Raw genomic sequence first — 26,513 nt, 5'->3', positions numbered from 1 at the left:
ATTTTTGTATTGAATAAAGAAAGTTCATTTTTTGTATATTTATTACTTCAAACAAAAAATATTTACCGTGTTAAATCCTTGTGAAATTTCTGAACCTAAATATGATATAGCTGGTATATCATCTAAAATTAGATTAAGTCAATCTTCAATTCATGGATTTGGTGTTTTTTCCAATGAACTAATCAAACAAGGGGAGTTAATTGAAGAAGCCAGACTATTGGCTTTAAAATGGCGCTCATTCTATTTATCGGAACCTACCATGTTAGATTACATTTGGGCTAATCAAAGTTGCAAGTGCGAAGTATGTAATACACATGGAAACAAAGTTTATTTAGCGTTGGGGAATGGTTCATTATACAACCATGCTAATAAACCCAACACGATACAAAAGCTTGATTTTCGTCTAGAAACTATGACCATTATTGCAAGAGATGATATCCCCCCAAATGAAGAAATTTTTGTTTCTTATGGAGAAAACTATTGGCTTTACAGAAATCTAATGAAAAAAATAAGTCCATTGAAATACAAATAAATGTACATTATATAGAAGTTAGATAATTTATTATTTCATTTCCCCATGTAGCTCTAACAATTGAAAAATGAAGAAGAAAGTATTATTGAATGATGACACGAATTCTCCCGATCTCAAAAAATGGGAAAGTCCTAAATTAGAAAAGTGGAATACCGAAGAAATAATCGATTTGAATCCACTCAAATTCTTACTTGATTCTGATCATATGTTGGGTTACTAATGAATCATTGATTTATTATTGAAATCAATGTTCAATCTCTAAACTCCTATTTCAAGTATATATAGCCTGAATCACATAATCCTGGGGATCACAAAACCCCGTGATTTGTCTGCCTTGCACTTCTGTCCAAGCATGTCCCAGAATGCTTTTATCATCCCCATATTTGAATCCAATATAAATCTTGTAGGGGATTTTATAATAATTCAACCATATTTTAGCAATGTAAGCTTCATGGCGACAAACTAAATGAAGAGGTAATCTTTTACTTACTAATCGAATTGACTCCCGAATATCCTTAACTAGTCTCCAATCAATTTTTCCCGTTTCCAATTTAACTTGGTGAATCCGGCCAAATCTAATCCAGGTCGGCTTTATTTTAAATAAAAAATAACAATAAACAGATAGGATGATTGTCCCCAAAATAAGACTCTGGTTACGAAAACTTAATTTTAAAAAAAGACTAATTACCCTAAGCATTATTTTGTTCTAATAGGATATTTTTTTCTACCAATTGTTGGATAGCTTTGGCTATTTCTTGATAACACAAATTCTCATCGATATCGTATTTGCTCATTAATATTTCGCCGATTTCTACCAAAGTTAGTCCCTTTTTAATCCCATCTACGATATAAAACAAGGTTTCATTTAAGGTAAAATATTCATTGGATTGAATATCATATAAAACTCCTTCTTCTCCTAATTGGGTTAATAATACTCTTTCTTCATTAAAAACGTATGTCATGTTTTCCATATTTTCCATATTTATTATTCTTCCCAATATCCGAATTCTCGCATCATAGGTTCATTAAATTGTCTTATTTTATTGATTTGTACTTGATTTAATTGCTCTTTCCATTGACCAACCTCTCCTTTATTAAAAAATGACTTACAGGCTTTTGGTTTTTCTCTAAATCCAAACTCAACTTCTTGATTTTTTAATTTTTCAAATTGGGAAGCTTCTAAAGCTAATTGTATTTCTTCTTCAGTTGCCTCATATTCAATCTGTTTCAGAGCTTGTGAAAATGAATCTTGGGGATTCTTTTTCATGTCTTCATATCGAATAAAAATTACGGGAAAAGCTGTGACCTTTTTCCAACTTTCCACATGCATATTCCATGTGCCTAAATATTGCTGAAACTGATCTTGCGCATGTTTTTCTGATCGAACCAAATTTGCATGTTCATTACACACCACTTTGGCAATGGTCTCATCCAAGGTTTGTCCATTATGATTTGCCATTGAAATAGTTACATCCAGCGGATTTCTCACAAAGTAGATAGCAGCCAATGTAGACTCTTCTGGTACAATAGGTTGATGGTCAATTTTTGACATGGAATACAAATCATGGATTTTCACAAAACACTTCTTGGCAGAAGTATTTGATTGGTGCACAAAAGATATGCGCTTAAATTGATCCATTTTAGACACAGGTATTTCATCTGCATCCAAATCCAAACATTCTTCCAACCCTCTTTTTTGAGAAAATATCCCTTCAGTAGAAATAGCATTGATATCGACTTCTCCTTTATTTCTAAGTGCTGAAATAAAGCTCCTAAACCAAGTATTCCCAGATTTAGGATAAGAAGCAAGCCAAACTATATTCTTTTTATTTTCCAATTTGATGAATGACTTGATCTTCTATGGCTTGTGCTAAAATCTCAAAACTATCGGATTCCCAAGGGCGCTTAACTGAAAAAAAATGTAATTTACTCTGAGCAATTTGTGAAATCGTCTGAAATTCAAGAAGTTCTTTTTTCATACCATTGACCCACTGTTTTCTGTAAATATTAAACTTTAACAATTTAATGGCTTCTGTTGATTTCATTGGCGAAATCTCCACCTCATCCCCATCTTCACTTAAAAAAACGATACCACTAACGGGTAACTGCTCAGGAGTAAACTTTTTATGAAAATTTATTCCAAACTTAAAGCCTTCTTTAATTTTCGGCGTTATTTCGTCATCTGAATAGACCGATTGCTTCTCTAAAGTTCGTTCCATTGCCCGAATAATCGGGTATGAGGAAGTTGCATAACAAAGTCCATTTTTAACTTGTAATACAGCCGTATCATCTGTAAATGGCAAATAACCTCTATTTTGAAGCATGATAGAAGTAGAAGACTTCCCTGCTCTCTGGTGTCCTGCAAAAAGCAAAACTGTGTTGTTTTTAAGAACTACACCTGAAACATGAAAAGGAAGTATATTTTTTTGAAATAATACAGTAGCCAATACACCAGTGTATAGATAAAAAAACACTTCATCCAAATTATCCGTTAATGGCTCTATTAGTATTTTATTCCCATTCGTAATATAAAATTTTGCTGCCTCTGGAATATGAAATATAAACTCACGCTCGTTGAAGAAAGAAAAAGGCTTTACTTCTAATATTTCATTTTGAAGAGTCTCTGGTACAGTACCTATTTTGACAATAACGGTGTCCCCACTTTCTTGGAAGTCAAAAGGAAACAAGCCTGGAATTTCAATTTCAGATTGAATTTGCATTCCCAATGCAACGTATTTATACATGGAACAGGTTAAATTTATTCTACAAAACTAATGATAATATCAAATATATGAATGAATATCTATCATGATTGTAGATAAATCAATGACATAAGATAGCTTTGTAAAACAAACAAATCTGTTCACTATTGAAATTCAACATCATTCGAGATTTCTTACTGGTTTATAAGCTATTATTTGGATTAAATAAGAAGAATACGCTATTCCAGTTTCTAATAGCTGTGATTTCAGCTTTGATTCCAACGGCACTTTTATTTGTAACTAAAAACATATTTGATCATTTTAACCACCTTTCTCAGACTAGTTTTAATTCTATTTTAACTTGGATTGCACTATTGATTGTATTACAAATTTTTCAATCATTATTAACTAACGTAGATAACTACATTTCATTTATTCAAGAGCAAAAAATAACGAATGAAATCGTTTATAAAATTTTAAACAAGGCTATCGCAATACCCTATACGTATTACGAAGAAGCCCAATATCAAGACTCCTTACATATAGCGCAGCAACAATCACAACAAAATCTGCCTTTGATTTACCAAAACTTCAAATCATTCTTGACGCAATTGTTGACTTTTACCGTACTAATGTTCTATTTTTTTACCCTTATCAAAACTTATGCGTGGTTAATATTATTTGTCGCTGCTCCATTAAGCATGATCAAATGGTATTCAGGTTTTGCTTTACATCGACTTGATAAACAATTAGTTAGCAAAGAAAGAGAGTCTTATTATTTAATACATTTACTGACAGGCAGCGCTTATGCCAAAGAATTGCGAACACTCAATTTTGGAACTTATCTTCTAAGTCGTTTAAAGGAAATAAAAACCTTCATTTTCCTTAAAAAGAATTCGCTTCAAATGAAGTTAATCAGTTTAGGTTTTTTGACAGAACTACTTGAATTGTCCATCTTGTTTTATATTCTGTACGAACTAGCTCAAATGGCTTTTACACAATCCATTGGTATAAGTTTATTCATCGTATATATCCAGGGTATTCAAAGAATTCAAAGTACCCTAAAAAATCTATTAAATTCATTACTCCAGTTATTCCAACAGCGTCGATTCATACAAGATTTTAACCAATTCCTCACATTGGATCGGGATAAACCTATCCATGGAACAATACCAATGGAAAATACAGGACAAGGCCTAGAAATTAAGCATGTAGATTTCCAATATCCAGGATCAACTCGAAAAACATTAGAACAGATTAATCTAACCTGTCAGATAGGTCAAACTATTGCTATTGTAGGGATGAATGGAGCAGGAAAGACGACTTTAATCAAACTACTAGCTGGATTATATAGTCCAAGTCAAGGTGAAATCACTTGGAATGGTCATCGCTATCAGGAATTAAATGCTGACCAATTTAAGCAAAACAGCCTATTTGTCTTTCAAGATTTTGAAAAATACTTTTTACAAATCAAAGAAATTATTGCCATGGGCAATTTAGATCAGCCTATCGATATGGAGGCAATCCAAGAAGCTGCACGATTAGCGGACGCTGACGAATTCATCCAACAACTTCCACAATCATATGAGACGAGATTAGGGAAAATTTTTGCAGGTGGCGAACAGATCAGTGGAGGCCAATGGCAGAAATTAGCCATCGCTAGAGCTTTTTATAGACCAGCTCATCTCATTGTCTTAGATGAACCCACTAGTGCATTGGATGCCATTTCAGAAGCAACCATATTTCAAAATTTTAAAAAAATAGCTGCTCATAGAGCGACCATTATTATTACACATCGACTTTACAACCTAAAACTAGCTGATTATATCTATGTCATGGATGAAGGCAAAATTGTAGAAAAGGGAAGCTTTCATGAGTTAAAAAACAAGAATGGCCTATTCAAACAACTATATGACCAACAACTGGTGTGATGAAAAAAGAGTTTTCCCCCGAATTAGACATACTTATCCAGGCAATCACAAATCAATTTGAACAGGAAGGATTTGCACCTATTTTTACTGATTTACCCTACGATACGGGTAGATTATCAAAATTGTATCGTTATCACGGAATTCAAGCGCTTATATTTTCCTATGAAAGAAAGGAAAAATTCATGGCTGAGAGCATCCGAACTGAGGTGAAATTATTTATGGCTCAGCAAGTTGTTAAAAATTTGCAATATGCCGCGGAGACAACTCGACTTTTAAAACTATTTTCAGAACATCAGATTCCCTTATTGGTATTAAAGGGAAATATCTTGATTCAAGGGATATATCAAAACAAACAAGTACGAACTACTTCAGATTTAGATGTTCTAATTGAAAAAAAACATCTTATCCAAGGATTAGAAATTTTACTTCAAGATGGTTACAGAATCAATTCACCTAATCTTAGCCATCTAAATATTCTTCCTGAAGATTTAAAAGAGTTAATTGTCAATCAAAGTTTACACAATGAAATTCATTTACAAAAAGGAATCATAAATCTAGATTTTCATTGGGATTTATTTCAGCACTTTTTTTATCAAAAGTATCAAGAGAAAAAACCATTAATAGATCGAGTATTTGATTTAACCGAAAAATTGAAATTTAATGGCATTGAAACTCAACAGCTTAATTCAGAAGGCTTATTTTGGATGTTATTAGCACACCATGGAGGAAAAGAATCTTGGTTTAGACTAAGACACATTCAAGACTTTCATGCATTCATGTATCAATATGATAAAAAAATCAATTGGGAATTAGTTATATCACTAGTTGATGATTACAGATTAACAACAGCATTCAAAAATGCTTTATCCATCTTGAAATCTTATTTAGATTACAAATTACCGCCCATTTTAGATAATTACTTGGATAACTTTGATTGCTCTAAAATTGATTTAATCGTTAAGGAATGGGAAAAAGCCTCCTACTGGGGTAGTAATAGAGCTTTAACGTTAAGACATTTATATTTAACAACCCAATTTCAAGATAAAGATTTCGCTTATTTCAAACATATAATAGTCTATCTAAAATATTTTAAAACATTAAAACGAATGGATCATTATCCAAATGCTTATTCATTCTCGGGTTTTTTAAATTCTAGTTTTTTGTTACTAAAACGATTAATTAAAAAAGAATGAGAATTTCTTTAGAATGAAGAAACTTTACTACCTTAAACTTGTACGTTACCCTAAAATCAAAATAGCCTGTAAATCAATGATTCACAGGCTATCCAATCTAATTTAAGTGGTCGCGTAGGGATTCGAACCCCAAACCTTCTCATCCGTAGTGAGATGCTCTATCCAATTGAGCTACGCAACCAATTCCCATTCGGGACTGCAAAGGTAGAATTTCTTTGGGAATATGAAAAGACCTTGCTGAAAAAAAATCAATTTTATTCCAATTTTCACTTGCCTACAAATTTAGGCGCACGTTTCTCAAGAAATGAAGTAACACCTTCTTTGAAATCTTTGGAATACCCGGCTTGTCGCTGTGCTTCTGCTTCCATTTCTAAAACGGTTGCTAAATCCTGATGGTGAGCCCTTTGTAATTCTCTTTTTATCAGGGCTAAGGCCAAGGTCGGTCGTTGGGCAAATTCATCTCCAATAGTCTGGACCCGTTTCTCCCAATTTTCTTCTGAAACCACTTCTGCCACTAATCCCCATACTTTTGCTTCATTGGCTGAGATTTTTTTTGCCGTTGCAGCTAACTCAAATGCCTTATGATAACCTAATGACTGCATTAAAAAGGCTGTACTCCCCGCATCTAAAGTCAAACCTATCTGCACAAATAACTCCGCAAAATATGCTCCTTCCTTCGCTATTATGTAGTCACAGGCTAATGCCAAAGAACATCCCGCTCCAGCTGCAGGACCATTAATTGCCCCAATGACCGGCTTATCCAATCCTCTTAATGCCAAAATCATCGGATTATATGTCGCACGCAATACCGCTCCTAAATCTGAATCACTGGCTCCTGACTTTAAATCGGCCCCAGAGCAAAATGCTTTTCCATCTCCTGTAATGACCAAAACTCGAGCAGATTCGGAAGCCTTGGCTTTTTCAGCTACATCTCGAATCTCATGAATCAAACCTGCATTTAATGCATTGTACACTTCTGGACGTTTTAAATGGATTGTCCAAACTCCATTCAATTGACTAAGGCTGAGAAAGTGGTAAGAAGACATGGGAGTGAATTATGAATTATAAATTATAAATGATGAATTGTAAATGTCTTGTCCTGATATAGGTTGACCGTTTTATGTCATTTATACTTGATTAGTATTAAAGTTTATTTCCATATATGAATATAAGACATTTGATAATATCGCTTCATTCTTTTGTGCATTTAAATTAGACACGTATTTTGAACCTTAATTCACTAAATCTAACCATTATACATGAAAAACAATATCCTAAAATTTAAAACATTTGAATTTGCTAAATCCATCATATCGGTTTGCAAAGCAATTCAAGAATCAAATCGCGAATATACTTTGACAAATCAATTATTAAAGTCTGGTACTAGTGTTGGAGCAATGGTTCGAGAAGCTCAGCATGCTGAATCAAAAGCAGATTTTATTCATAAACTTAGTATTGCACAAAAAGAAATAAATGAAACCATTTATTGGCTTGAATTGCTAGAATCAATCAATTTACATGTTGAGCCTACTGTATTTGCTGAAGCAAAATCTATCTATTACCTTATTGCAAGAATATTAAAAACTCTCAAAGAAAGGTAGGATAACTAAAATCGAAAACTAAAAAATTTATAAATTATAATTTACAAATTATAATTTCTTTCTAAGTCTCGCTACCGGTATACCCAGTTGCTCTCGGTATTTAGCAACGGTACGGCGTTTGACCACAAAGCCCTTTTCCGCTAAAAGTAATTCTAAGGTTTCATCTGGATAAGGCTCATGTGCAGGTTCTTGTTCAATGATATCCCTCAATATATTTTTCACTTCTCTCGTAGAAACATCCTCCCCAGATTCATGAGTAATTCCTTCAGAAAAGAAATACTTTAAAGGGTATATACCAAAATCTGTTTGTACCGACTTCGCAGAAACAACCCTAGAAACCGTGGAAACATCCATCTCAATCAATGCCGCTATTTCCTTCATCTTCATCGGCTTCAAACTTGAATCATCTCCCGTCAGAAAGAAATCGTATTGTTGAGTCACAATACTATGCATCGTTTTCAGCAATGTCCCTTGCCTTTGTTGAATGGCTTGTATAAACCAAGAAGCGGCATCTAATTTATGTTTGATAAAGGTGACAGCCTCTTTAATCTCTTTTTGCTGCTTATTTCCTTGATCATAGGTTTGTAACATCTCCTGGAATGATTTACTAACTCGTAGTTCAGGGGCATTTTTTCCATTCAACTTAATATCCAATTTTCCATGTTGATTGGTCACGACAAAATCGGGTTGTAAATATGGCGCTAAATTTCCTCCTTCTGCCCCCCCTGGTTTAGGGTTTAGGCGCTTGATTAGGTTAATAGCCTTTTTTAATTCACTTTCATCTATACCTAATTTTTGCTGCAACTGAACAAAATGCTTTTTTGAAAACTCCTCAAAGTACTCATCAATCAAACGAATAGCCAATAAACAAGTAGGGTGGTCTGACTCTCGTCGATGCAATTGAATGGATAAACATTCTTGCAAATCTCTCGCCCCAATCCCCGCTGGATCTAATGCCTGGATTTTTTTCAATATATTTTCAACCTCCACAAAATCGGTATTAAATCCCTGGGTGAAAGCTAAATCATTGACAATACTTTCAATATTCCTTCTCAAATAACCATCCTCTTCTAGGGAACCTATCAATTGATGGGCAATCATTTCTTCCCGCTCATCTTTTAACACAAAACCTATTTGCATCAACAAATATTCCTCTGCACTAGCCGCGGTAGCCATAGGTCTTTCCTTTGACTCCTCATTGAAATCATAAGAATCGCCAGCCATTTTATAGCCCGCATAATCATCTTGTAAATAATCGCCAATCTCCAATTCCTCCCGCTCTAAATCCTCGACAGTCTCTCTTTCCTTTTCATCGAATTCATCCGAGTCCCGAATTTCTACACCTTCTTCCAAAGCCGGATTCTCCTCCAATTCCTCCTCGATCCTAGCTGCCAATTCTGCAGTAGGTATTTGAAGCAATTTAACAAACTGAATTTGTTGTGGAGAAAGGCGCTGTTGCTGAGAAATTTTGAGTGATAATCCCTGCATATCTATAATCTATTAAACAAATATACGCTGATTTGATGGCCTGTTTTTAAAAATACTTGTAATTCATAAATAAATAAAATTATTCCGTTTTTTGTACGTAATTTTGAGACTAGTTTGCCCCAATTGGGGGCCATTTGACCATTTATTTATATGCAAATTAAAGAATTACTGCTTCAATCCCCGAACCAACAAATGGTCACGGTAAAAGGTTGGGTTCGTACCAAACGTGTATCTTCATCTGTAGCATTCATCGCGATGAACGATGGGTCTACCATTCATAATATTCAAGCTGTAGTTTCTGACGGTGTTGTTTCAGAAGAGACCTTGAAATTAGTGACTACCGGTTCATGCATTGCTATAACAGGAATGTTGATTCCTTCGCAAGGACAAGGCCAATCCGTAGAAGTTCAAGTGATTTCTATCCAAGTTTACGGAACTGCTGATCCTGAAAAATACCCTTTACAGCCGAAAAAACACTCCTTAGAATTTTTACGTGAGATTGCTCATCTTCGTCCTAGAACCAATACTTTTTCGGCCATTTTACGTATTCGTCATGCTTTAGCCTTTGCCATACATCAATATTTCAATGATCATGGTTTCTTTTATTTGCACACGCCTATTATTACTGGCTCTGATGCAGAAGGAGCTGGAGAAATGTTTAGAGTAACTACTTTACCGGCCATCAATCCTCCTTTGACAGAAGAAGGTAAAATTGATTACAAGGAAGACTTTTTTGGAAAAGAAACCAATTTAACGGTTTCTGGACAATTAGAAGGGGAATTAGGTGCTATGGCGCTTTCAAAAATTTACACTTTTGGACCCACTTTCCGTGCTGAAAACTCCAATACGACACGTCACCTCGCTGAATTTTGGATGGTGGAGCCGGAAATGGCATTTTTTGAATTGATTGACAACATGAATTTGGCAGAAGACTTCACTAAAAGTTTGATTCGTTATGCCTTAGAAAATTGTGCTGATGATATTGCTTTCCTTGAAAAACGCTTGTTGGATGAGGAAAAAATGAAGAAAAAAGAAGAGCAATCGGAGATGACTCTTTCTGAGAAATTGAGATTTGTATCTGAAAATACGTTTGAACGATTAACTTATACCGAAGCCATTGACATTTTATTGCAATCTAAAGCTCACAAACAGGGGAAATTCAATTATCCTGTGGAATGGGGTATCGACTTACAAAGTGAGCATGAGCGTTATTTGGTAGAAAAACATTTCAAAAAGCCGGTTATATTAACTCATTACCCGAAAGAAATCAAAGCCTTCTACATGAAATTAGAAGATGACGGTAAAACGGTTCGTGCTATGGACGTTTTGTTTCCGGGTATTGGTGAAATCATTGGAGGATCACAAAGGGAAGATGATTACGAAAAACTACTTCAACGCACGAAAGACGTGGGTATCGAAGAAAATTCCATTTGGTGGTACTTGCAAACTAGGCAGTTTGGCTCTGCCCCTCATGCTGGCTTCGGCTTAGGTTTTGAGCGTTTAGTATTATTTGTAACCGGCATGAGCAACATTCGCGACGTTATTCCATTCCCTAGAACACCTAAATCGGCAGAATTTTAATATGTTCAATATAGCCAAAGCTTTTCGCAGTATTTCCATTGCTTGGTCAGGTATCATTACCTTGATTAAGGAAGAAAACAATGCTAAAATTCACCTCGCTTCTACAATCTTAGTCATAGTCGTAGGGATGAACTTAGGCTTTATGGCCATTGAATGGCTTTGGATTAGTTTAGCTATTGCGGGCGTTTGGATGGCAGAATTGATTAATTCAGCCTTAGAAAATATCACAAATATGGTAGCACCTGAACATCATCCTTTGGCCAAAAAAGCAAAGGATTTCGCAGCTGGTGCCGTTTTAGTCATGGCAATTTGGGCAGCCTTTGTTTTTTGCCTTATTTCCTTTCCTCATCTTTGGATGCGATTGGTATTTAGTAATTAAGATTGACACAACATTATGAAAGAATACGGGTCTAGTGTACAAAAATTGGTCAACTACATTCTGACGATTCAAGATCGAGAGAAAAGAACCAAATATGCTTTCCTCATGATTGAACTCATGAAACAGATACATCCGGGGATGAAGGATAATAGTCAGGATTATTCCAAAAAACTTTGGGATGACTTGTACATCATGTCCAACTTCCAATTGGATGTACAAGGACCTTACCCTCCTCCCTCACCTGAATCAGTAGGTAAAGCACCGAAAAAAGTCAATTACAACCAACACCATTTGAAGTTCAAACATTATGGTCGTAACGTAGAATTGTTAATTCTTCGGGCTATTGCCGAACAAAAAATGGAGGATAAAAAAATCCTAGTTGCCTACATTGCTCGTTTAATGAAAGGTTTTTATGTTACTTGGAATAAAGACACGGTAGACGATCAGGTCATTTGGCAAAACATCAAAGAAATGTCTGAAAACCTTTTAGGTTCTATTGTTGATGAATTGTCTCAAGAAGGTTTAGGTCATGCCAAAGTAGCCAATAATGCCCGGAATGCATACAATGCACCTGAATATCCAAACGGCCCAAGTAATAACCGTGGTGGAAATAATTACAGAAAAAACTTCAGAAACAATCGGAATTTCAATCCAAGAAATCATAAAAAATAATTGACCCTTATGGCCTCATTTAAAGTAACAGGTGGCAGAAAATTGTCAGGGGAAATTACTCCTCAAGGTGCAAAAAACGAAGCATTACAAATTCTTTGTGCCGTAGTATTAACTGCTGAACCTGTCACCATTCATAATATTCCTAACATCCGTGATGTCAATCAATTAATTGATTTATTGAGCGACATGGGTGTAAAAATTCGTCGTTTAAGTGAATCTAGCGTTGAATTTGATGCCTCTCAGGTCAATATTGACTACTTAGAATCTGAAACATACAAAGCTAAAGCAGCAGCCCTTCGTGGATCGGTGATGTTATTAGGACCGACATTGGCCCGTTTCAAAAAAGGACGTATTCCTTCACCAGGCGGAGATAAAATTGGTCGTAGAAGATTGGATACTCACTTTACGGGGTTCATGAAATTAGGTGCAAAATTCAATTATAGTGCCGAAGATGGAGGGTTTTACGAAGTAGATGCTTCTCACTTAACGGGTGCCTATATGTTATTGGATGAAGCTTCAGTTACTGGAACAGCTAATATTCTGATGGCTGCCGTTCTAGCAAAAGGTACCACGACCATTTACCATGCCGCCTGCGAACCTTACATTCAACAATTATGTAAGATGTTGAACCGTATGGGAGCCCAAATCTCAGGTATCGGCTCCAACCTATTGACCATAGAAGGAGTTGAAATTCTTGGAGGCACCGAGCATACCATGTTACCTGACATGATCGAAATTGGTTCATTCATTGGAATGGCTGCGATGACTCAGTCAGAAATCACCATCAAAAATTGTAAAATTCCTGAATTAGGAATCATTCCAGATGTTTTCCGCAAACTAGGAATCAAACTAGAGTTTCGTGGAGATGATATATATGTACCGGCTCAAGAACATTATGAATTAGAAAACTTCATTGATGGTTCTATGCTGACCATTTCAGATCATCCATGGCCGGGTTTTACGCCAGATCTACTATCGATTATTTTAGTGACTGCCATTCAAGCTAAAGGAACGGTATTGATACACCAAAAAATGTTTGAAAGTCGACTTTTCTTTGTTGACCGATTAATTGAAATGGGTGCTCAAATCATTCTTTGTGATCCTCACCGGGCTACGGTGGTTGGTTTCGACAGAAAGCAAAACCTAAAAGGAATACGCATGTCGTCTCCCGATATTCGTGCCGGTGTATCCTTATTAATCGCTGCTATGTCTGCAACAGGCTCGTCCATCATTGATAATATTGAGCAAATCGACCGAGGATATCAAAATATTGATACTCGATTAAATGCCTTAGGAGCAGAAATCATTCGAATCTAAATGATGCAGGACGTCAGCCTTGGAGGTAAAATTAAAAGCACGATCAAATTAGCCTTACCTATTGTAATTGGACAATTAGGTGTTATGTTGATGGGTTTAGCCGATACCATCCAAGTGGGTCAAATGCAGTCGCAAGTGGCAGAAAGCTTGGGGGCTTCAGGAATGGCCAACTCCATATTTTTTACGATTGCCATTATTGGATTAATCTGTTTACAAATCATTTCACCTATGATTTCTAAATCAGTGGCGGAAAATAAGGACGCTGAATGTGGGAATTTAATGCGGGCAGGAATTCGAGTAGCTTTAATCCTTTCAGTAATAACTATTTTTATTATTGCCCTTATTGGTTGGAATTATGACCTTTTCCAACAAAGTGCCATTAATAAGGAGTTAACCCTACCCTATTTGGTGTTGATTGCCATTTCTGTTATTCCAACATTTTTATTTGCGGCATTCAAGAGCTTTTCGGATGGCTTAAAAAGGACGAGTATTGCAATGAACATCACGATCATAGCCTTGGTTTTAAATGTGATTGGCAATCATATTTGCATCAATGGCTTAGGACCCATTCCTGCCATGGGTTTATTTGGGGCAGGTATTTCTACTTTGCTTTGTCGTATTTTTATGGCCCTTACTCTAGGCTTATACATCTTCAAATCTCCCTCTTTTACTAAATATTTTGCTCACATGGGTTCTGAGCATCATACTTGGGTACAGGAAAAGACCATTTTAAAAGTAGGTATTCCTGCTGGATTCCAAGGATTTTTTGAAATAGCTACCTTTGGTATGGCTGTGGTAATGATGGGTTGGATTTCCTCGACTGCCCAAGCTGCACATATTGTGGCCATCAACATGGCATCTTTAACGTATATGATGGCCACCGGCATAGCAGCAGCTGGAGGAATTCATGTTGGTACAGATATTGGAGAGAAAAATCGAGCAGGGATTTTTATTTCAGGAAATGCCGCCTTGCTTCTTTCGATTCTATTTATGGGTATTTGTGCTATTATTATGTTTACTTTCAAACCATGGTTGGTACGTGGATACACGCAGGAAGCAGATGTGATCGTCATTGCTGTTTCATTAGTTACTTGGGGGGCCATATTTCAACTATTTGATGGTATTCAAGCTGTTTCTTTAGGCTTACTAAGAGGACTACAAGATGTCAAAATCCCCACTGCAATAACCGTTATTTCTTATTGGGGTGTTGGGATACCTTTAAGTTATTACTTAGGTATTTATGGTGACTTAGGAGCTGTTGGAATCTGGATTGGATTAACGTGTAGCCTGATTTGTTCAGCGGCACTGTTATCCTGGCGTTTTTATGCCCGCACCAAAGTGATTGATTTCGATTCACTTCAAGTGGAAGATTAATCAAGAACTTGATAGTCTTCAACTTACTATACATTTTTTGAGTTTTAATTCGTTTGGCTAAGGAAAGCCTTCCATGAAATTTCTTGAGCTAAATAGCTAACGCTGGCAAGGTTCCAAACCTTGACAGCGTTGGCTAGACTTAGCCAAAAAAATGCAATTTTACTCCCATTTGATACTGACAAAAACGATTTCAGTATAATCATTTCGTTCATATAAAACACCTATTCGGTCTTCATCCAATTTCACTATATCAGAATAAGCTGTAAAATCAGGATACTTAACAGGATCATTCGTACCATCTATTTCATGGCTGATTGGCCAAGTTAAACCTTCATCAAAGCTAATACGCAAGGTTAGATGATTCCGATTTTCTTGGTCAGCGGCATTAGAAAAAGCTAATACACTTTTTCCTTGTCTGTATCCTATAGATAGTAAGGAGCCTTCACAAACCGGATCTGGCAATGATGTCTCATAATACGTTTTATCCCATGTACTTCCACCATCTGAACTTATAGCCGCAATACGTGTCCTGACATCTCCTTTTTGATTCCTAGCATTCAATAACAATCGATTATCCGATAACTCAGCGGCTGTCGCTTCATTGCTTCCAAGCAGCCCCAAAGATTGACTTAATTGAAAGCTTTGACCATGATTATCCGTAAAAAAACCATGTGACACATAATCAGTAAAATCTGATTTGGGAGCACCAGAAGAATGATTCGCTGCTACATATATTCTACCACGGTATCTTCCTGAACTAATTTGCATGGCATGGCCAGGTGTATTGGCATAGGAGCGCCAATCTTCTGTAAACTTATATGGCTCCTGAGGTGGACGATGAACTGATTGGGTTATATTGACAGGCACTGACCAAGTCTTACCGTCATCGGTGGAGGTTTTGTACCAAACCTCTCTAAGCCCTTTCCCTTGTCGAACTAAATTTTCGTGATTGTTACCTGTATTATAAAATAAGAAAATCCGTCCTTGTGGATATTCTGGATCCCAATAATCCACCACGGGTGCTGGATTTCCAGCTTGCAAAGAATCTACATCCACCACCTTCTGAATCGCAGACCAGGTTTTACCACCATCTTTACTGATTTTGGAAACGATATCTATATTACCAAAATCTTCCGCATTCTTCTTTCTGCCTTCTGCAAAAGCCAATAATTCTCCATGAGGAAGTTTAATAATAGCAGGAATACGAAAACTGGCATAGGAATCCTGACCAGCTGTAAAAACGCTTACTTTCTCCGACTTTTGCGCTAAAAGTCCACAGGAAAATAAAAATAAAGACGAAAAAATGAGGTATGTTTTCATGACGAAGAACGATAAAATCAAATTTACTCAATTATTGAATAGGAATATGTTTTGAAACAATTCTCCGTCTTTGATTGAAATTTAAAAAAAAATCAAGTTCTTGGAGGTGAATTTTGTAAGACTATGTGTTTGACAAGTTTTTTAACTTTGTCACATTTCATTATCAACGAAATAATTCTACCCTTTTGTATACCATTCCTTAATCCATTAAACCCTTATTACTATGAGTATGATCAAAGAGTTCAAAGAATTTGCCATGAAAGGCAGTCTAATCGAAATTTCGGTAGCCTTTATAATGGGAGCTGCATTTGGTAAAGTCACGACCGCATTAATTGATGGCGTCATCATGCCTATTGTAGGAGAACTTACCACAGGAGTAGATTTCAAAGCCATGAAATATGTCTTGAGTGAAGCTCAATATGATGCAACTGGTAAAATTCTTTCTCCAGAAAATGCGATTCAATATGGTAATTTCATCACCATTTTTATCGACTTTGTTTTAGTCGCATTTGTGATGTTTTTACTGATTAAAATGACCAACCGCTTAAAATCTTCCGAAGAAAAAGCGAGCGAATAAATTAGGAGTGAATAGCTCTTTTGCTGGTAGCAGCTAAACAAGCTTCTTTCATGGCTTCGGTGTAGGTGGGATGGGCATGTGACATGCGTGCCACATCTTCCGCACTCGCTCTGAATTCCATGGCTACCACCGCTTCGGCTATCATGTCAGCTGCACGAGCTCCAATGATATGAACGCCTAAAATTTCATCTGTTTTGGCATCTGCTAAAACCTTCACCAATCCGTCTACATCCATGGAAGCCACGGCACGTCCTAAGGCTTTAAATGGAAAAGACCCATCTTTATAAGCTATTCCCGCAGCCTTGAGCTCTTGTTCAGTTTTACCAACAGAAGCTACTTCTGGCCATGTATAAACTACGCCTGGAATTAAATTATAATTAATATGTGGCTTTTGACCTGCTATTACTTCGGCAACAAATACCCCTTCTTCTTCTGCTTTATGAGCTAACATAGCTCCACGAATTATATCACCAATGGCATATATTCCTGGAACAGAAGTTTGTAAAGTATGTTCATCTACGGCTATTCTTCCGCGCTCATCTGCTTGTAAACCTGCGGCTGCTAAGTTCAAACCTTCCGTATATGGCTTACGGCCAATACATACCAAACAATAATCTCCTTTTATTTCTACTTCTTCCCCAGCTGCATTTTTCGCTTTAACGACTACTTCCTTACCTTTGTTTTCGGCACCAGTAACTTGGTGAGAGAGATAAAAATCAGCTCCCATCTTAGCAATTGATTTTTGTAATTCCTTTCCCATGGTTCTATCCATGGTTGGAATCATGCCATCTGCATATTCAACAAAACTAACTTTAGAACCTAAACGTGCATATACAGAACCTAATTCAGCGCCAATCACTCCTGCCCCTATTACGATTAAATGTTTAGGGATTTCCTTCATCTTCAAAGCTTCCGTGGAAGTTATGATTCGTGTTTTATCAATTGGAATGAATGGTAAATTCGTTGGCTTAGAGCCTGTAGCTACAATAATATTTTTTGCACTTAGTAATTCCTCTTTTCCATCTGCTTGAGTGACTTTCACTACTTTTGCGCTTTCGAATGAGCCCAAACCATGAAAAACAGTCACTTTGTTTTTCTTCATTAAAAAGGATATCCCGCCATTCATTTTTTCCACCACACCTGCCTTACGAGCAATCATCTTTTCTAAATCTACTTTGGGCTTTCCCCCTATTATTCCATGTTCTTCAAAATGGTGAATCGCATTGTAATAATGTTCCGAAGAATCTAAAAGTGCTTTAGAAGGAATACAACCTACATTTAAGCAGGTTCCACCCATAACGGCGTATTTTTCAATAATGGCAGTTTTGAATCCTAATTGTGCCGCACGAATAGCTGCTACATAACCACCAGGACCTGAACCAATAACGACAACATCAAATTCTAACATAAGGCAATGGAAAAAAGGAATAGGCCCCTTAAGGCCTATTCACGTTGTTAAATATCTAATAATAAACGAGCAGGATCTTCCAACAACTGCTTCACACGTACTAAGAAGCTTACTGACTCACGACCGTCGATAATACGGTGATCGTATGATAAAGCTAAGTACATCATCGGTCTGATCACAATTTGACCATCCACGACTACAGGGCGCTCCACGATATTATGCATACCCAAAATAGCTACTTGAGGGGCATTGATAATAGGAGTAGACATCATAGACCCAAATACGCCACCATTGGTGATGGTAAAAGTTCCTCCTGTCATTTCTTCCAAACTCAATTTATTATCGCGTGCCTTGACAGCCAAACGAACCACTTCTGATTCAATTCCAGCAAGACTTAAATTCTCTGCGTTGCGAATCACGGGTACTACTAAACCTTTAGGTGCAGAAACAGCAATGGAAATATCACAGAAATCATGGAAAACCATTTCGTCTCCATCAATCTTAGCATTCACCGAAGGGAACTCTTTCAAAGCTACGCAAACCGCCTTAGTGAAGAATGACATAAAGCCTAATCCGACACCATGCTTTTCTTTAAACTTATCTTTGTATTTAGATCTTAAATCCATCACTGGCTTCATATCTACCTCATTAAAGGTAGTCAACATGGCTGTTTCATTTTTCACAGCGACCAATCGACGAGCGACTGTTTTGCGCAATGAACTCATCTTTTCACGACGGGAGCCACGTGCATCTGAGGCAATGGTAGCTGCTGCAACTGCCGGTGCTGATGGCGCAGGCGCTGCTGGAGCAACTGCAGCTGCTTGTGCATTTTGAGCATCATCTTTGGTAATTCTTCCACCAACACCCGTTCCAGCTACTTGCGAAGCTGCAATTCCCTTTTCATCTAAAATTTTAGCTGCTGCTGGAGATGGATGTCCTGCTGCATAGGATTCAGTTGCTGGTAGGGTCGTTGCAGTTGCAACGACTGAGCTTGCTGGTGCAACAACTGTGCTTGCACCAGAAATGACTGTAATGGTAGCCAAAACACCACCAATAGGTACTAAAGCACCTGATTCTGCTATAATTTGTAACACACCCGCTGATTCAGCTGGTAATTCAAACGTAGCCTTATCCGACTCTAATTCACATAAAACTTCATCTAAGGCAACCGTATCGCCCGATTTTTTATTCCAAACAGAAACTGTCACCTCAGAAATAGATTCTCCCACTGGAGGAACCTTTACTTCCAATACTTTACTTACAGCAACAGGTGCCTCTGGTGCAACCGCTACTGGAGCGGGTGCTGAACTTTCAGCTACGGTGACTGCTGGTGCTGGAGTGGCGGTAGTTGCTTGAGCACCAAGTACCTCTATCGTACAAATTACAGCTCCAATGGGTAAAACATCACCCTCTTTTGCTACGATATGTAAAATACCTTCTGCTTCTGCCGGCAATTCAAAAGTTGCCTTATCTGACTCCAATTCACAAAGAACTTCGTCCAACTTCACCACATCACCCTCTTTCTTATTCCAAGTAGCAACGGTAACTTCCGTAATCGATTCACCCACAGCGGGCACTTTCATTTCTATGGCCATTGTTGTTCGGCTTTTATTTTAATTATTCAAATGCTTTATTAACCAAGGCTGCTTGCTCTTCTGCATGCACCTTTAAGAATCCTGTTGCAGGAGATGCACTCTTCTTACGTGCAACCAATCCCTTGAATTTAGACCAACCAAATTCACGAATAATGTATGACCAATAACCCATATTTTCGGGCTCTTCTTGGACAAAATACACATCGGCATTTTTGTATTTGGCAATTTCCTTATCTATTTGAGCTGTAGGTAGTGGATGCAATTGTTCTAAACGAATAATGGCTACATCTTTACGAACATCTTTTTCTTGTTTCTCTAATAAGTCGAAATACACTTTTCCACTGCACAATAACACTTTTTTAACTTTTGCTTTTTCAACATAAGCATCACCAATCACTTCTTGGAATTTACCTTTGGTAAATGCTTCAATTGGTGAAACCACCTTAGGATGACGGAATATTGATTTTGGCGACATGACGACCAACGGCTTACGGAATTCCCAAGTCATTTGGCGGCGCAATGCATGGAAAAGATTAGCTGGAGTAGTCAAATTAGCGACTACCATATTGTTCTCTGAAGCTAATTGCAAGAAACGTTCCGGACGAGCATTGGAGTGTTCTGGGCCTTGACCTTCGTATCCATGTGGCAAAAGCATCACTAATCCATTTTGTGTTCCCCACTTCGATTCATGAGAACTCACAAATTGATCAATCATGGTTTGAGCACCATTGGCAAAGTCGCCAAATTGAGCTTCCCAGATCACTAATGCATCTGGATTAGCTAAAGCATAACCAAACTCAAACCCTAAAACACCGTATTCTGAAAGCAAAGAGTTAAAGATTTGCATCTTCTCTTGTCCTTCTTTAATATGATCTAAATTACAATAATTATTATTGGTATTGGCATCATGCAAAACAGCATGACGGTGAGAAAAAGTACCTCTTTGTACATCTTGCCCTGACAAACGAACCATTTTTCCTTCAGCCAAAATAGAGCCATATGCTAATAGTTCGGCAGTAGCCCAATTCAATTCTCCTTTTTCAAAATAGCCTTTACGGTCTGAAATCACTTTCTCAATTTGCTTCAATGCCACAAAACCTGTTGGTAATGAAGTAATAGCCTTCGCTACCATATCAATCGCAGCTTTACTAATTGCTGTGTCCGGCGAAGAAGCAAAATCCTCTGCCTTAGAGAACCGTAAGTTTGACCACTTATTATCCAATTTCAATGGAACATAAGGAGGTTTAACTTTTTGTTTTACCATGTCCAAACGAGCCTGTAATTCCGCTTTAAATTCAGAATCCATTTGACTCGCCAATTTAGCGTCTATATCACCACGCTTAATTAAAGTTTGGGTGTAAATCTCTCTTGGATTTGGATGATTGGTGATGTTCGCATATAAAGTAGGTTGCGTAAAACGAGGCTCATCCGACTCATTATGACCATTTCTACGGTAGCAAACCATGTCCACAAAGACATCACGACCAAACTCCTGACGGAACTCAGCTGCCATTCTTGACACAAATACCACTGCCTCAGGATCATCTCCATTCACATGAAATACAGGGGCATCAATGATTTTAGCTACATCTGTACAATATATAGCTGAACGAGCATCTTCAAAGTCGGTCGTAAAACCAACCTGGTTATTAATCACAAAGTGAATGGTTCCTCCAGTAGAATAACCTTTCAATTTGGCCATTTGAGTTACTTCGTAAACTATACCTTGACCCGCTAAAGCAGCATCTCCATGAATTAAAATGGGTAATACTTGGGAGTAATCTCCATCATAATGCGCATCGGCACTAGCCCGACAAAACCCTTCAACTAATGGATTAACTGCCTCTAAGTGAGAAGGGTTGGGTGCTAATTTCAAAGAAATCTCGTTTCCATTAGGACTGGTATGCTGGCTTGAATAACCTAAATGATATTTTACATCACCATCGCCATGAATCTGATCTGGTACATTACCTTCAAAACCATCAAAAATGGCTTCATAGGATTTGTGCATGATGTTCGCTAACACATTTAAACGACCACGGTGAGCCATTCCAATCATCGCTTGCTTCACCCCAAAATCAGCTGCTTTATTGATAATGGCATCTAAACCAGCTATCGTGCTTTCCCCGCCTTCCAAACCAAAACGCTTCTGACCTAAATATTTTGTACCTAAGAAATTTTCGAATACAACCGCTTCATTCAGCTTTTGCAAAATCTGTTTTTTCTCTTCGATAGAAGGCGTAAAAGATAATGCCTCCTTTTCAATTTTATTTCTTAACCATTCTTTAACGCGAACCTCACGAATATATGAATACTCAAAACCAATGGATCCAGCATAGACTTTTTCTAATACGTCACAAATCTTGCGTAAAGAAGCCGGCCCAATACCTAAAAAACTTCCCGCTTGAAATACGGTATCCAAGTCTGCCTCAGATAAGGAGTAATCCTTGATCTCTAAGCGAGGTTGACGATCTTTACGATCACGTACAGGATTGGTTTTGGATAGTAGGTGTCCTCTTGAACGGAATGCTTTGATCAAACTGATGACCGACATTTCTTTCTGAATATGGGATTGGTCCAAGACGGCACCTGAAGGCGAAGTGCCTTCTCCTTGCCAAGTTTGAGCAAACTCAAATCCCTTGAAAAAATCTCTCCAAGAACTGTCTACTGAATTGGGGTCAACTCTATACGCATCAAACAAGTCAGAAATAACTTGTGTATCAGCATTGGCAACGTAGGAAAATGAATCCATAATGTAAAATCTGGCCTAAATCCAGAAAAGTTTCAAACGTTATTGATTGGTTAAAATTTATTTATTCTAGTCTAAAAAATCTTCGCAATTTACAAAGGGGATTATAATTATCCCCAAAAAAATTGGGGTTTTTTCCCGTTTGGAGCACAAATTTCCAAGGATTTCGCACTGTTTGGTATTCCCCTAAAAAAATCTTTAAAATTTATCATTATATCTATAGATAATCAAATTATTTAGCAGAATACCTAGGGTCTAAAATTCGCAATTTTCCCATTCCCTAAATCAATTTCATAACGCATAAAAATCTGATGGTAAGCGGAGACCGCTGTTTGAGTTGTACTTGTTCCCGTATTGGTCATTCCAGGACTTAAATACACCGAGTTTTTTCCTAAAAAATCATAGGCATAACCTACTCGAAAATTTCTTCCTAAAGGTACCTCCAAACTTCCTAAGAGAGCCTCATTCGAAAATTCAGAACCTGTGTTTTGCCACCAAATACCAATACCAAATTTTTCTTGCCACCAAAATACCGCATTCAAATCAAACCGTGTTTCCGAATATTGAAGTCGCATCAAGGCTCCTAATTTCAATAAATTCCCTTGCCCTGGAACTAACTGGTAAGCCACTTTAGCATAGATTGGATTTGGGTTTGTCCATTCCAAAGTCCTTAAACTTTGGGTTGGTCGACTCAGCCCCAATTCTAATTTATCGTATTGATAAGATATACCAAAACCGATACTCCCTCCAAATTCGGAAGTACCATTCCTTCCTAAAACAGGATATTGATTCAACCCTAAATTAAGTCCCAATTGTAGCCCCTGCCCTTTTCCTATGACAAATCGCTTAGCCAACAGTCCTGCAAATCCCAAATTTGCCGCTATGCCCCCTCCTAATGGACCATAGGATTGATCCGTATTATATGCCAAAAAACCAATTCCCCATTTCTCTTGTTGAATCGGCATATCAAAACTGAAGTACTGTTGGGAAGAAGAAGCTCCACCTGTTTGCTGAAATAAGGGCTTTCTTCTAAATATACCAGTCACAGAAGCTACTCCTTTGCCACCTGCTTCCGCAGGATTAATGGACAAAGGAATAAAAGGGTAGACCATTCGTAATGATTCTTGCTGTGCCCAAAGAGATATAGTACCCAAACACATTAATCCAAGCAAAAGATGACGCATAAGAATCATTTATAAACTAAAAAATGAGAATAAAACCAAAGACACAAAAACGATTAAAACTAATATCAATTGAGCAATGAAAGAAGTCAAAAACAATCCGACAGATTTAACTGCTTTCAATTGATAAAAGTTTTTAAAGCCTCGATAATAAAAATAAATCCATGCAAGCATCAAGAAACTTTTTATTACATCAACGAATTCCCATGATAACGATAATTGTACTATATCTAATACGTTTCTTATAAACAATACAATAAACCAACTAGTGGCTACATGTAATACAAATATTCCATGGTGCATGAAGTAAAAATGCTTCCTTCGAATGAATACTAATTGTAAAATCAAAGCTAAAATAGGAATTGTCAAAAACAAGACCTGCGACATTTTATGGGTGCCCCCATCATATAATGCTTCATAAAATTGCTTGCTTTCTGGATACTTTTTTTGGAGCTCAAAAAAATGAACAATGATGTTTTGAAACAAAGGAGAATCTCGCTCGGATTCAGGCTTAGCCATTTGAGTTTTTTTGTACGATTGAATTTCGTTTGAATTCAAATAGGCATCACGTTTATCCACTTTCACCTGAAATGAAGCAACTTCTATGGCTTTTAGATCTTTGTTCAGTTTAAACTGTAATGGTTGAAAAACATAAAACAATGTCAAGAAGAAAAAGGCAGAAGTAAATAAGTAAAAACGTATAGGATGAAGAAAGCTATTTCTTTTCCCTGCCAAATATGCCTGAGTTAATGCCCCAGGTGAAAAAAACAATGTCTTGCAGGTCCGAAAAAAGGCTCCATCAAAATGGGTGATATCTTCGATGAAATGAACCAGCAATGACCAAAAGGATTCATAGGGTTCTCTATTTTCTTGTCCACAATGTGAACAGTAACGTTCCATCACCTCATTTCCACAATTGAGACAATCTGTTTCACTTCGTAAGTTTATATTCGACATAATTCCTGACAATATGACACCTCAACTAAAATTGGACTTGAAATTGTTATTTCTGCAACAAATTAAAGATTTTTAATCACTCCTCATGAACATTATGAAAGAATCAGGTAATATCTCCATTCACACCGAGAACATTTTTCCGATCATCAAAAAATTCCTTTATTCGGACCACGAAATTTTTCTTCGTGAATTAGTCTCCAATGCCGTAGATGCCAGTCAGAAAATTAAGAGATTAAGCTCCATTGGTGAATTCAATGGCGAATTAGGAGAATTGAAAGTCAAAGTAAGTTTTGACAAAGAAGCCAAAACCATCACTATTTCTGATAATGGTATTGGTATGACGGCTGAGGAAATAAAAAAATACATCAATCAAATTGCCTTCTCTGGGGCCACTGAATTTGTCGAGAAATATAAAGACAAAGGGGATGACAAAGGCATTATTGGCCATTTCGGATTAGGTTTCTATTCTGCATTTATGGTTGCCTCAGAAGTAGAAATCATCTCAAAATCTTTCCAAGAGGGCGCAGAAGCTGCTCAATGGATTTGCGATGGATCAACTGAATATACCATCAATTCAACGGAAAAAGCAGAAAGAGGTACCGACATCATCATGCACATTGCAGAAGATTCGGAAGAATTTTTAGATGAATTCCGTTTAAAAAGCATCTTGGAGAAATATGGTAAATTCTTGCCAATCCCGATTGAATTTCAAGATAAAATCATCAACAATCCTTCTCCCCTTTGGACTAAATCGCCTTCAGAATTAACAGACGAAGACTACCTTACATTTTATGAGGAATTATATCCATTCCAAGAGAAACCCTTGTTTTGGATTCACTTAAATGTAGATTATCCATTTAATTTGACGGGAATTCTGTACTTCCCAAAAGTAAAAAACGAATTTCAATTACAACGAGAAAAAATCCAGTTGTACAGTCGCCAGGTTTTCATTACCGACGAAGTCAAAGACATCGTCCCGGAATTTTTAATGCTATTGCACGGGGTTATTGATTCACCCGATATTCCATTGAACGTATCTCGTAGTTTCTTACAAGCAGATTCCAATGTCAAGAAAATCAATAGCTACATCACCAAAAAAGTGGCGGATAAATTACAAGAATTGTTCAAATCTGACCGTCCAGGATTCGAAGATAAATTTACCAATATTGGTCTATTTATCAAGTATGGCATGATTTCAGATGAAAAATTCTTTGAGAAGGCAAAAGATTTTTGTTTGGTAGAAACTACTGCCAACAAGCTCTTTACTTTGGATGAATATGCGGAGGAAGTTCAAGCATTACAAACGGATAAAGATGGACAAAAAGTCTATTTATATACGACAGATGTACAGCAACAAGATGCCTTTATTCAATCTGCCATACAAAAAGGTTACTCTGTATTAAAAATGGATTCGATGATTGATGCTCACTTTATCAATCAAATGGAGTCAAAAATAGAAAAGACACAATGGAAACGCGTAGATGCGGATTCCATTGATAAATTAATCGATACAGGGATTCAACTAGAGGCTATTTTGACGGATGATCAAAAGAACGCTGTGAAAGCTATTTTCGAAGAAACGTTAAATGACAAGCAAAAACAAGTAGTTGTTGAAGCCATGTCGCCCGAGGAATTACCTGCTATCGTAACGCAAAATGAGTTCATGCGCCGTATGAGTGATATGTCAAAAACAGGTGGCGGAGGAATGGGGATGTTTGGTAATATGCCAATGACCTATCAAATCACCATCAATGCCAACCACCCACTGATCAATAAATTGATTGATTTACCTTCTGAAGATGAAAAGAAAAATTTAGCGAAGCAAATTGCTGATTTAGCCTTATTATCTCAAAATCTACTTACAGGAGCTGATTTAACAGCTTTCATTAAGAGAACGGTGAGTGGATTTTAATCATGCAGAGAACAACGTCGTCAAGGTTTGAAACCTTGCCGACG

24 protein-coding genes and 1 tRNA gene are annotated in these 26,513 nt (G+C 37.0%); 12 read left to right on the top strand and 13 right to left on the bottom strand.

Annotated features, from left to right (window positions below; genetic code table 11):
• The first annotated feature begins 67 nt into the window (after positions 1-67).
• Positions 68-532, top strand: coding sequence for an SET domain-containing protein-lysine N-methyltransferase (locus tag U0R11_RS09200; protein ID WP_406751406.1), 465 nt, complete (start codon positions 68-70; stop codon positions 530-532).
• A 67-nt stretch (positions 533-599) separates the two neighbouring features.
• Positions 600-752 carry a hypothetical protein gene (locus U0R11_RS09195; protein WP_406751405.1) on the top strand — a complete coding sequence of 51 codons (153 nt, stop codon included), beginning with the start codon at positions 600-602 and terminating at the stop codon, positions 750-752.
• Positions 753-803: 51 nt separating this feature from the next.
• Here the strand turns inward: U0R11_RS09195 and U0R11_RS09190 are convergent, their stop codons facing one another.
• The 4 genes from U0R11_RS09190 to U0R11_RS09175 are packed head-to-tail and all read right to left on the bottom strand — an operon-like array spanning position 804 to position 3,276.
• Positions 804-1,229, bottom strand: coding sequence for a lasso peptide biosynthesis B2 protein (locus U0R11_RS09190; protein WP_406751404.1), 426 nt, complete (start codon positions 1,227-1,229; stop codon positions 804-806).
• Positions 1,222-1,494, bottom strand: a complete 273-nt coding sequence (locus tag U0R11_RS09185; RefSeq protein ID WP_166375088.1) for a PqqD family protein — start codon at positions 1,492-1,494, stop codon at positions 1,222-1,224. The genes U0R11_RS09190 and U0R11_RS09185 overlap by 8 nt, the downstream gene beginning before the upstream one ends.
• Positions 1,495-1,517: 23 nt before the next feature.
• The gene (locus U0R11_RS09180) at positions 1,518-2,369 is read right to left on the bottom strand and encodes a sulfotransferase domain-containing protein (protein WP_406751403.1); all 852 of its coding nucleotides are present in this window, start codon (positions 2,367-2,369) and stop codon (positions 1,518-1,520) included.
• A complete protein-coding gene (locus U0R11_RS09175) occupies positions 2,359-3,276 on the bottom strand; it encodes a hypothetical protein (RefSeq protein WP_406751402.1) in 918 nt (305 codons plus the stop codon). The genes U0R11_RS09180 and U0R11_RS09175 overlap by 11 nt, the downstream gene beginning before the upstream one ends.
• A 125-nt stretch (positions 3,277-3,401) precedes the next feature.
• Between U0R11_RS09175 and U0R11_RS09170 the strand changes: the two genes are divergently transcribed.
• Both U0R11_RS09170 and U0R11_RS09165 read left to right on the top strand, forming a co-directional pair.
• Positions 3,402-5,165, top strand: a complete 1,764-nt coding sequence (locus U0R11_RS09170) for an ABC transporter ATP-binding protein (RefSeq protein ID WP_406751401.1) — start codon at positions 3,402-3,404, stop codon at positions 5,163-5,165.
• Positions 5,165-6,358 carry a nucleotidyltransferase family protein gene (locus U0R11_RS09165; RefSeq protein ID WP_406751400.1) on the top strand — a complete coding sequence of 398 codons (1,194 nt, stop codon included), beginning with the start codon at positions 5,165-5,167 and terminating at the stop codon, positions 6,356-6,358. Before U0R11_RS09170 ends, U0R11_RS09165 begins: the two co-directional genes overlap by 1 nt.
• A gap of 107 nt (positions 6,359-6,465) precedes the next feature.
• Here the strand turns inward: U0R11_RS09165 and U0R11_RS09160 are convergent.
• Both U0R11_RS09160 and U0R11_RS09155 read right to left on the bottom strand, forming a co-directional pair.
• Positions 6,466-6,539, bottom strand: a tRNA-Arg gene (locus tag U0R11_RS09160).
• An 85-nt stretch (positions 6,540-6,624) separates the two neighbouring features.
• Complete coding sequence (locus tag U0R11_RS09155) at positions 6,625-7,404, bottom strand: enoyl-CoA hydratase/isomerase family protein (RefSeq protein WP_406751399.1); 780 nt, start codon at positions 7,402-7,404, stop codon at positions 6,625-6,627.
• Between the two features lie 213 nt (positions 7,405-7,617).
• Here U0R11_RS09155 and U0R11_RS09150 point away from each other — a divergent pair, with 213 nt between their 5' ends.
• Positions 7,618-7,959 carry a four helix bundle protein gene (locus U0R11_RS09150; RefSeq protein WP_406751398.1) on the top strand — a complete coding sequence of 114 codons (342 nt, stop codon included), beginning with the start codon at positions 7,618-7,620 and terminating at the stop codon, positions 7,957-7,959.
• Between the two features lie 48 nt (positions 7,960-8,007).
• Here U0R11_RS09150 and rpoN read toward each other — a convergent pair whose 3' ends face one another.
• Positions 8,008-9,447, bottom strand: coding sequence for an RNA polymerase factor sigma-54 (gene rpoN / locus U0R11_RS09145; protein ID WP_406751397.1), 1,440 nt, complete (start codon positions 9,445-9,447; stop codon positions 8,008-8,010).
• Positions 9,448-9,597: 150 nt separating this feature from the next.
• On the opposite strand from rpoN, the gene asnS reads away from it, so the two are divergent.
• Genes asnS through U0R11_RS09120 form a run of 5 tightly spaced genes read left to right on the top strand, consistent with a single transcriptional unit; the run spans position 9,598 to position 14,770 of the window.
• Positions 9,598-11,028 (top strand): asparagine--tRNA ligase, encoded by a 1,431-nt coding sequence (gene asnS / locus U0R11_RS09140; RefSeq protein WP_406751396.1) that lies wholly within the window; start codon positions 9,598-9,600, stop codon positions 11,026-11,028.
• A 1-nt stretch (position 11,029) separates the two neighbouring features.
• Entirely contained in the window at positions 11,030-11,407 is a 378-nt protein-coding gene (locus U0R11_RS09135) for a diacylglycerol kinase family protein (RefSeq protein WP_406751395.1), read from the top strand.
• Positions 11,408-11,422: 15 nt separating this feature from the next.
• On the top strand, positions 11,423-12,079 hold the full coding sequence (locus U0R11_RS09130; protein ID WP_275613749.1) for a DUF4290 domain-containing protein: 657 nt from the start codon (positions 11,423-11,425) through the stop codon (positions 12,077-12,079).
• A gap of 9 nt (positions 12,080-12,088) precedes the next feature.
• Positions 12,089-13,396 carry a UDP-N-acetylglucosamine 1-carboxyvinyltransferase gene (gene murA / locus U0R11_RS09125; RefSeq protein ID WP_406751394.1) on the top strand — a complete coding sequence of 436 codons (1,308 nt, stop codon included), beginning with the start codon at positions 12,089-12,091 and terminating at the stop codon, positions 13,394-13,396.
• Positions 13,397-14,770, top strand: coding sequence for an MATE family efflux transporter (locus tag U0R11_RS09120; RefSeq protein WP_406751393.1), 1,374 nt, complete (start codon positions 13,397-13,399; stop codon positions 14,768-14,770).
• A 159-nt stretch (positions 14,771-14,929) separates the two neighbouring features.
• On the opposite strand, the gene U0R11_RS09115 is transcribed toward U0R11_RS09120, so the two are convergent.
• Positions 14,930-16,090: a sialidase family protein gene (locus U0R11_RS09115; protein ID WP_406751392.1), complete on the bottom strand. Its 1,161-nt coding sequence runs from the start codon at positions 16,088-16,090 to the stop codon at positions 14,930-14,932.
• Between the two features lie 223 nt (positions 16,091-16,313).
• Here U0R11_RS09115 and mscL point away from each other — a divergent pair, with 223 nt between their 5' ends.
• A complete protein-coding gene (gene mscL / locus U0R11_RS09110) occupies positions 16,314-16,667 on the top strand; it encodes a large conductance mechanosensitive channel protein MscL (protein ID WP_406751391.1) in 354 nt (117 codons plus the stop codon).
• Between the two features lies 1 nt (position 16,668).
• Here the strand turns inward: mscL and lpdA are convergent, their stop codons facing one another.
• The 5 genes from lpdA to U0R11_RS09085 all read right to left on the bottom strand — a co-directional run bounded on the left by lpdA (position 16,669) and on the right by U0R11_RS09085 (position 24,557).
• Positions 16,669-18,075, bottom strand: coding sequence for a dihydrolipoyl dehydrogenase (gene lpdA, locus U0R11_RS09105; RefSeq protein ID WP_406751390.1), 1,407 nt, complete (start codon positions 18,073-18,075; stop codon positions 16,669-16,671).
• A gap of 47 nt (positions 18,076-18,122) precedes the next feature.
• Positions 18,123-19,670, bottom strand: coding sequence for a 2-oxoglutarate dehydrogenase complex dihydrolipoyllysine-residue succinyltransferase (odhB, locus tag U0R11_RS09100; RefSeq protein ID WP_406751389.1), 1,548 nt, complete (start codon positions 19,668-19,670; stop codon positions 18,123-18,125).
• A gap of 22 nt (positions 19,671-19,692) precedes the next feature.
• The gene (locus U0R11_RS09095) at positions 19,693-22,422 is read right to left on the bottom strand and encodes a 2-oxoglutarate dehydrogenase E1 component (RefSeq protein WP_406751388.1); all 2,730 of its coding nucleotides are present in this window, start codon (positions 22,420-22,422) and stop codon (positions 19,693-19,695) included.
• Positions 22,423-22,667: 245 nt separating this feature from the next.
• Positions 22,668-23,603 (bottom strand): type IX secretion system membrane protein PorP/SprF, encoded by a 936-nt coding sequence (locus U0R11_RS09090; protein ID WP_406751387.1) that lies wholly within the window; start codon positions 23,601-23,603, stop codon positions 22,668-22,670.
• A 9-nt stretch (positions 23,604-23,612) separates the two neighbouring features.
• Positions 23,613-24,557 carry a DUF3667 domain-containing protein gene (locus U0R11_RS09085; protein WP_406751386.1) on the bottom strand — a complete coding sequence of 315 codons (945 nt, stop codon included), beginning with the start codon at positions 24,555-24,557 and terminating at the stop codon, positions 23,613-23,615.
• A gap of 94 nt (positions 24,558-24,651) precedes the next feature.
• On the opposite strand from U0R11_RS09085, the gene htpG reads away from it, so the two are divergent.
• Positions 24,652-26,469, top strand: coding sequence for a molecular chaperone HtpG (htpG, locus tag U0R11_RS09080; protein ID WP_406751578.1), 1,818 nt, complete (start codon positions 24,652-24,654; stop codon positions 26,467-26,469).
• Positions 26,470-26,513: the final 44 nt, after the last annotated feature.

The organism is Aquirufa salirivi, from assembly GCF_045310485.1.
Classification (GTDB): Bacteria; Bacteroidota; Bacteroidia; order Cytophagales; family Spirosomataceae; genus Aquirufa; species Aquirufa salirivi.
Note: the sequence above shows the minus strand (reverse complement) of the source record. Positions and strands in the feature narration are given on the sequence as shown.

Bases quoted from the DNA above. Each gene is read 5' to 3' on its own strand.
- U0R11_RS09190 (WP_406751404.1), bottom strand. From the start codon at position 1,229: ATGCTTAGGGTAATTAGTCTTTTTTTAAAATTAAGTTTTCGTAACCAG.
- mscL (WP_406751391.1), top strand. From the start codon at position 16,314: ATGAGTATGATCAAAGAGTTCAAAGAATTTGCCATGAAAGGCAGTCTA.
- murA (WP_406751394.1), top strand. From the start codon at position 12,089: ATGGCCTCATTTAAAGTAACAGGTGGCAGAAAATTGTCAGGGGAAATT.
- rpoN (WP_406751397.1), bottom strand. From the start codon at position 9,447: ATGCAGGGATTATCACTCAAAATTTCTCAGCAACAGCGCCTTTCTCCA.
- U0R11_RS09130 (WP_275613749.1), top strand. From the start codon at position 11,423: ATGAAAGAATACGGGTCTAGTGTACAAAAATTGGTCAACTACATTCTG.
- U0R11_RS09165 (WP_406751400.1), top strand. From the start codon at position 5,165: ATGAAAAAAGAGTTTTCCCCCGAATTAGACATACTTATCCAGGCAATC.
- U0R11_RS09135 (WP_406751395.1), top strand. From the start codon at position 11,030: ATGTTCAATATAGCCAAAGCTTTTCGCAGTATTTCCATTGCTTGGTCA.
- htpG (WP_406751578.1), top strand. From the start codon at position 24,652: ATGAAAGAATCAGGTAATATCTCCATTCACACCGAGAACATTTTTCCG.
- lpdA (WP_406751390.1), bottom strand. From the start codon at position 18,075: ATGTTAGAATTTGATGTTGTCGTTATTGGTTCAGGTCCTGGTGGTTAT.
- U0R11_RS09090 (WP_406751387.1), bottom strand. From the start codon at position 23,603: ATGCGTCATCTTTTGCTTGGATTAATGTGTTTGGGTACTATATCTCTT.
- U0R11_RS09095 (WP_406751388.1), bottom strand. From the start codon at position 22,422: ATGGATTCATTTTCCTACGTTGCCAATGCTGATACACAAGTTATTTCT.
- U0R11_RS09195 (WP_406751405.1), top strand. From the start codon at position 600: ATGAAGAAGAAAGTATTATTGAATGATGACACGAATTCTCCCGATCTC.
- U0R11_RS09155 (WP_406751399.1), bottom strand. From the start codon at position 7,404: ATGTCTTCTTACCACTTTCTCAGCCTTAGTCAATTGAATGGAGTTTGG.
- U0R11_RS09150 (WP_406751398.1), top strand. From the start codon at position 7,618: ATGAAAAACAATATCCTAAAATTTAAAACATTTGAATTTGCTAAATCC.
- odhB (WP_406751389.1), bottom strand. From the start codon at position 19,670: ATGGCCATAGAAATGAAAGTGCCCGCTGTGGGTGAATCGATTACGGAA.
- U0R11_RS09115 (WP_406751392.1), bottom strand. From the start codon at position 16,090: ATGAAAACATACCTCATTTTTTCGTCTTTATTTTTATTTTCCTGTGGA.
- U0R11_RS09185 (WP_166375088.1), bottom strand. From the start codon at position 1,494: ATGACATACGTTTTTAATGAAGAAAGAGTATTATTAACCCAATTAGGA.
- asnS (WP_406751396.1), top strand. From the start codon at position 9,598: ATGCAAATTAAAGAATTACTGCTTCAATCCCCGAACCAACAAATGGTC.
- U0R11_RS09120 (WP_406751393.1), top strand. From the start codon at position 13,397: ATGATGCAGGACGTCAGCCTTGGAGGTAAAATTAAAAGCACGATCAAA.
- U0R11_RS09085 (WP_406751386.1), bottom strand. From the start codon at position 24,557: ATGTCGAATATAAACTTACGAAGTGAAACAGATTGTCTCAATTGTGGA.
- U0R11_RS09175 (WP_406751402.1), bottom strand. From the start codon at position 3,276: ATGTATAAATACGTTGCATTGGGAATGCAAATTCAATCTGAAATTGAA.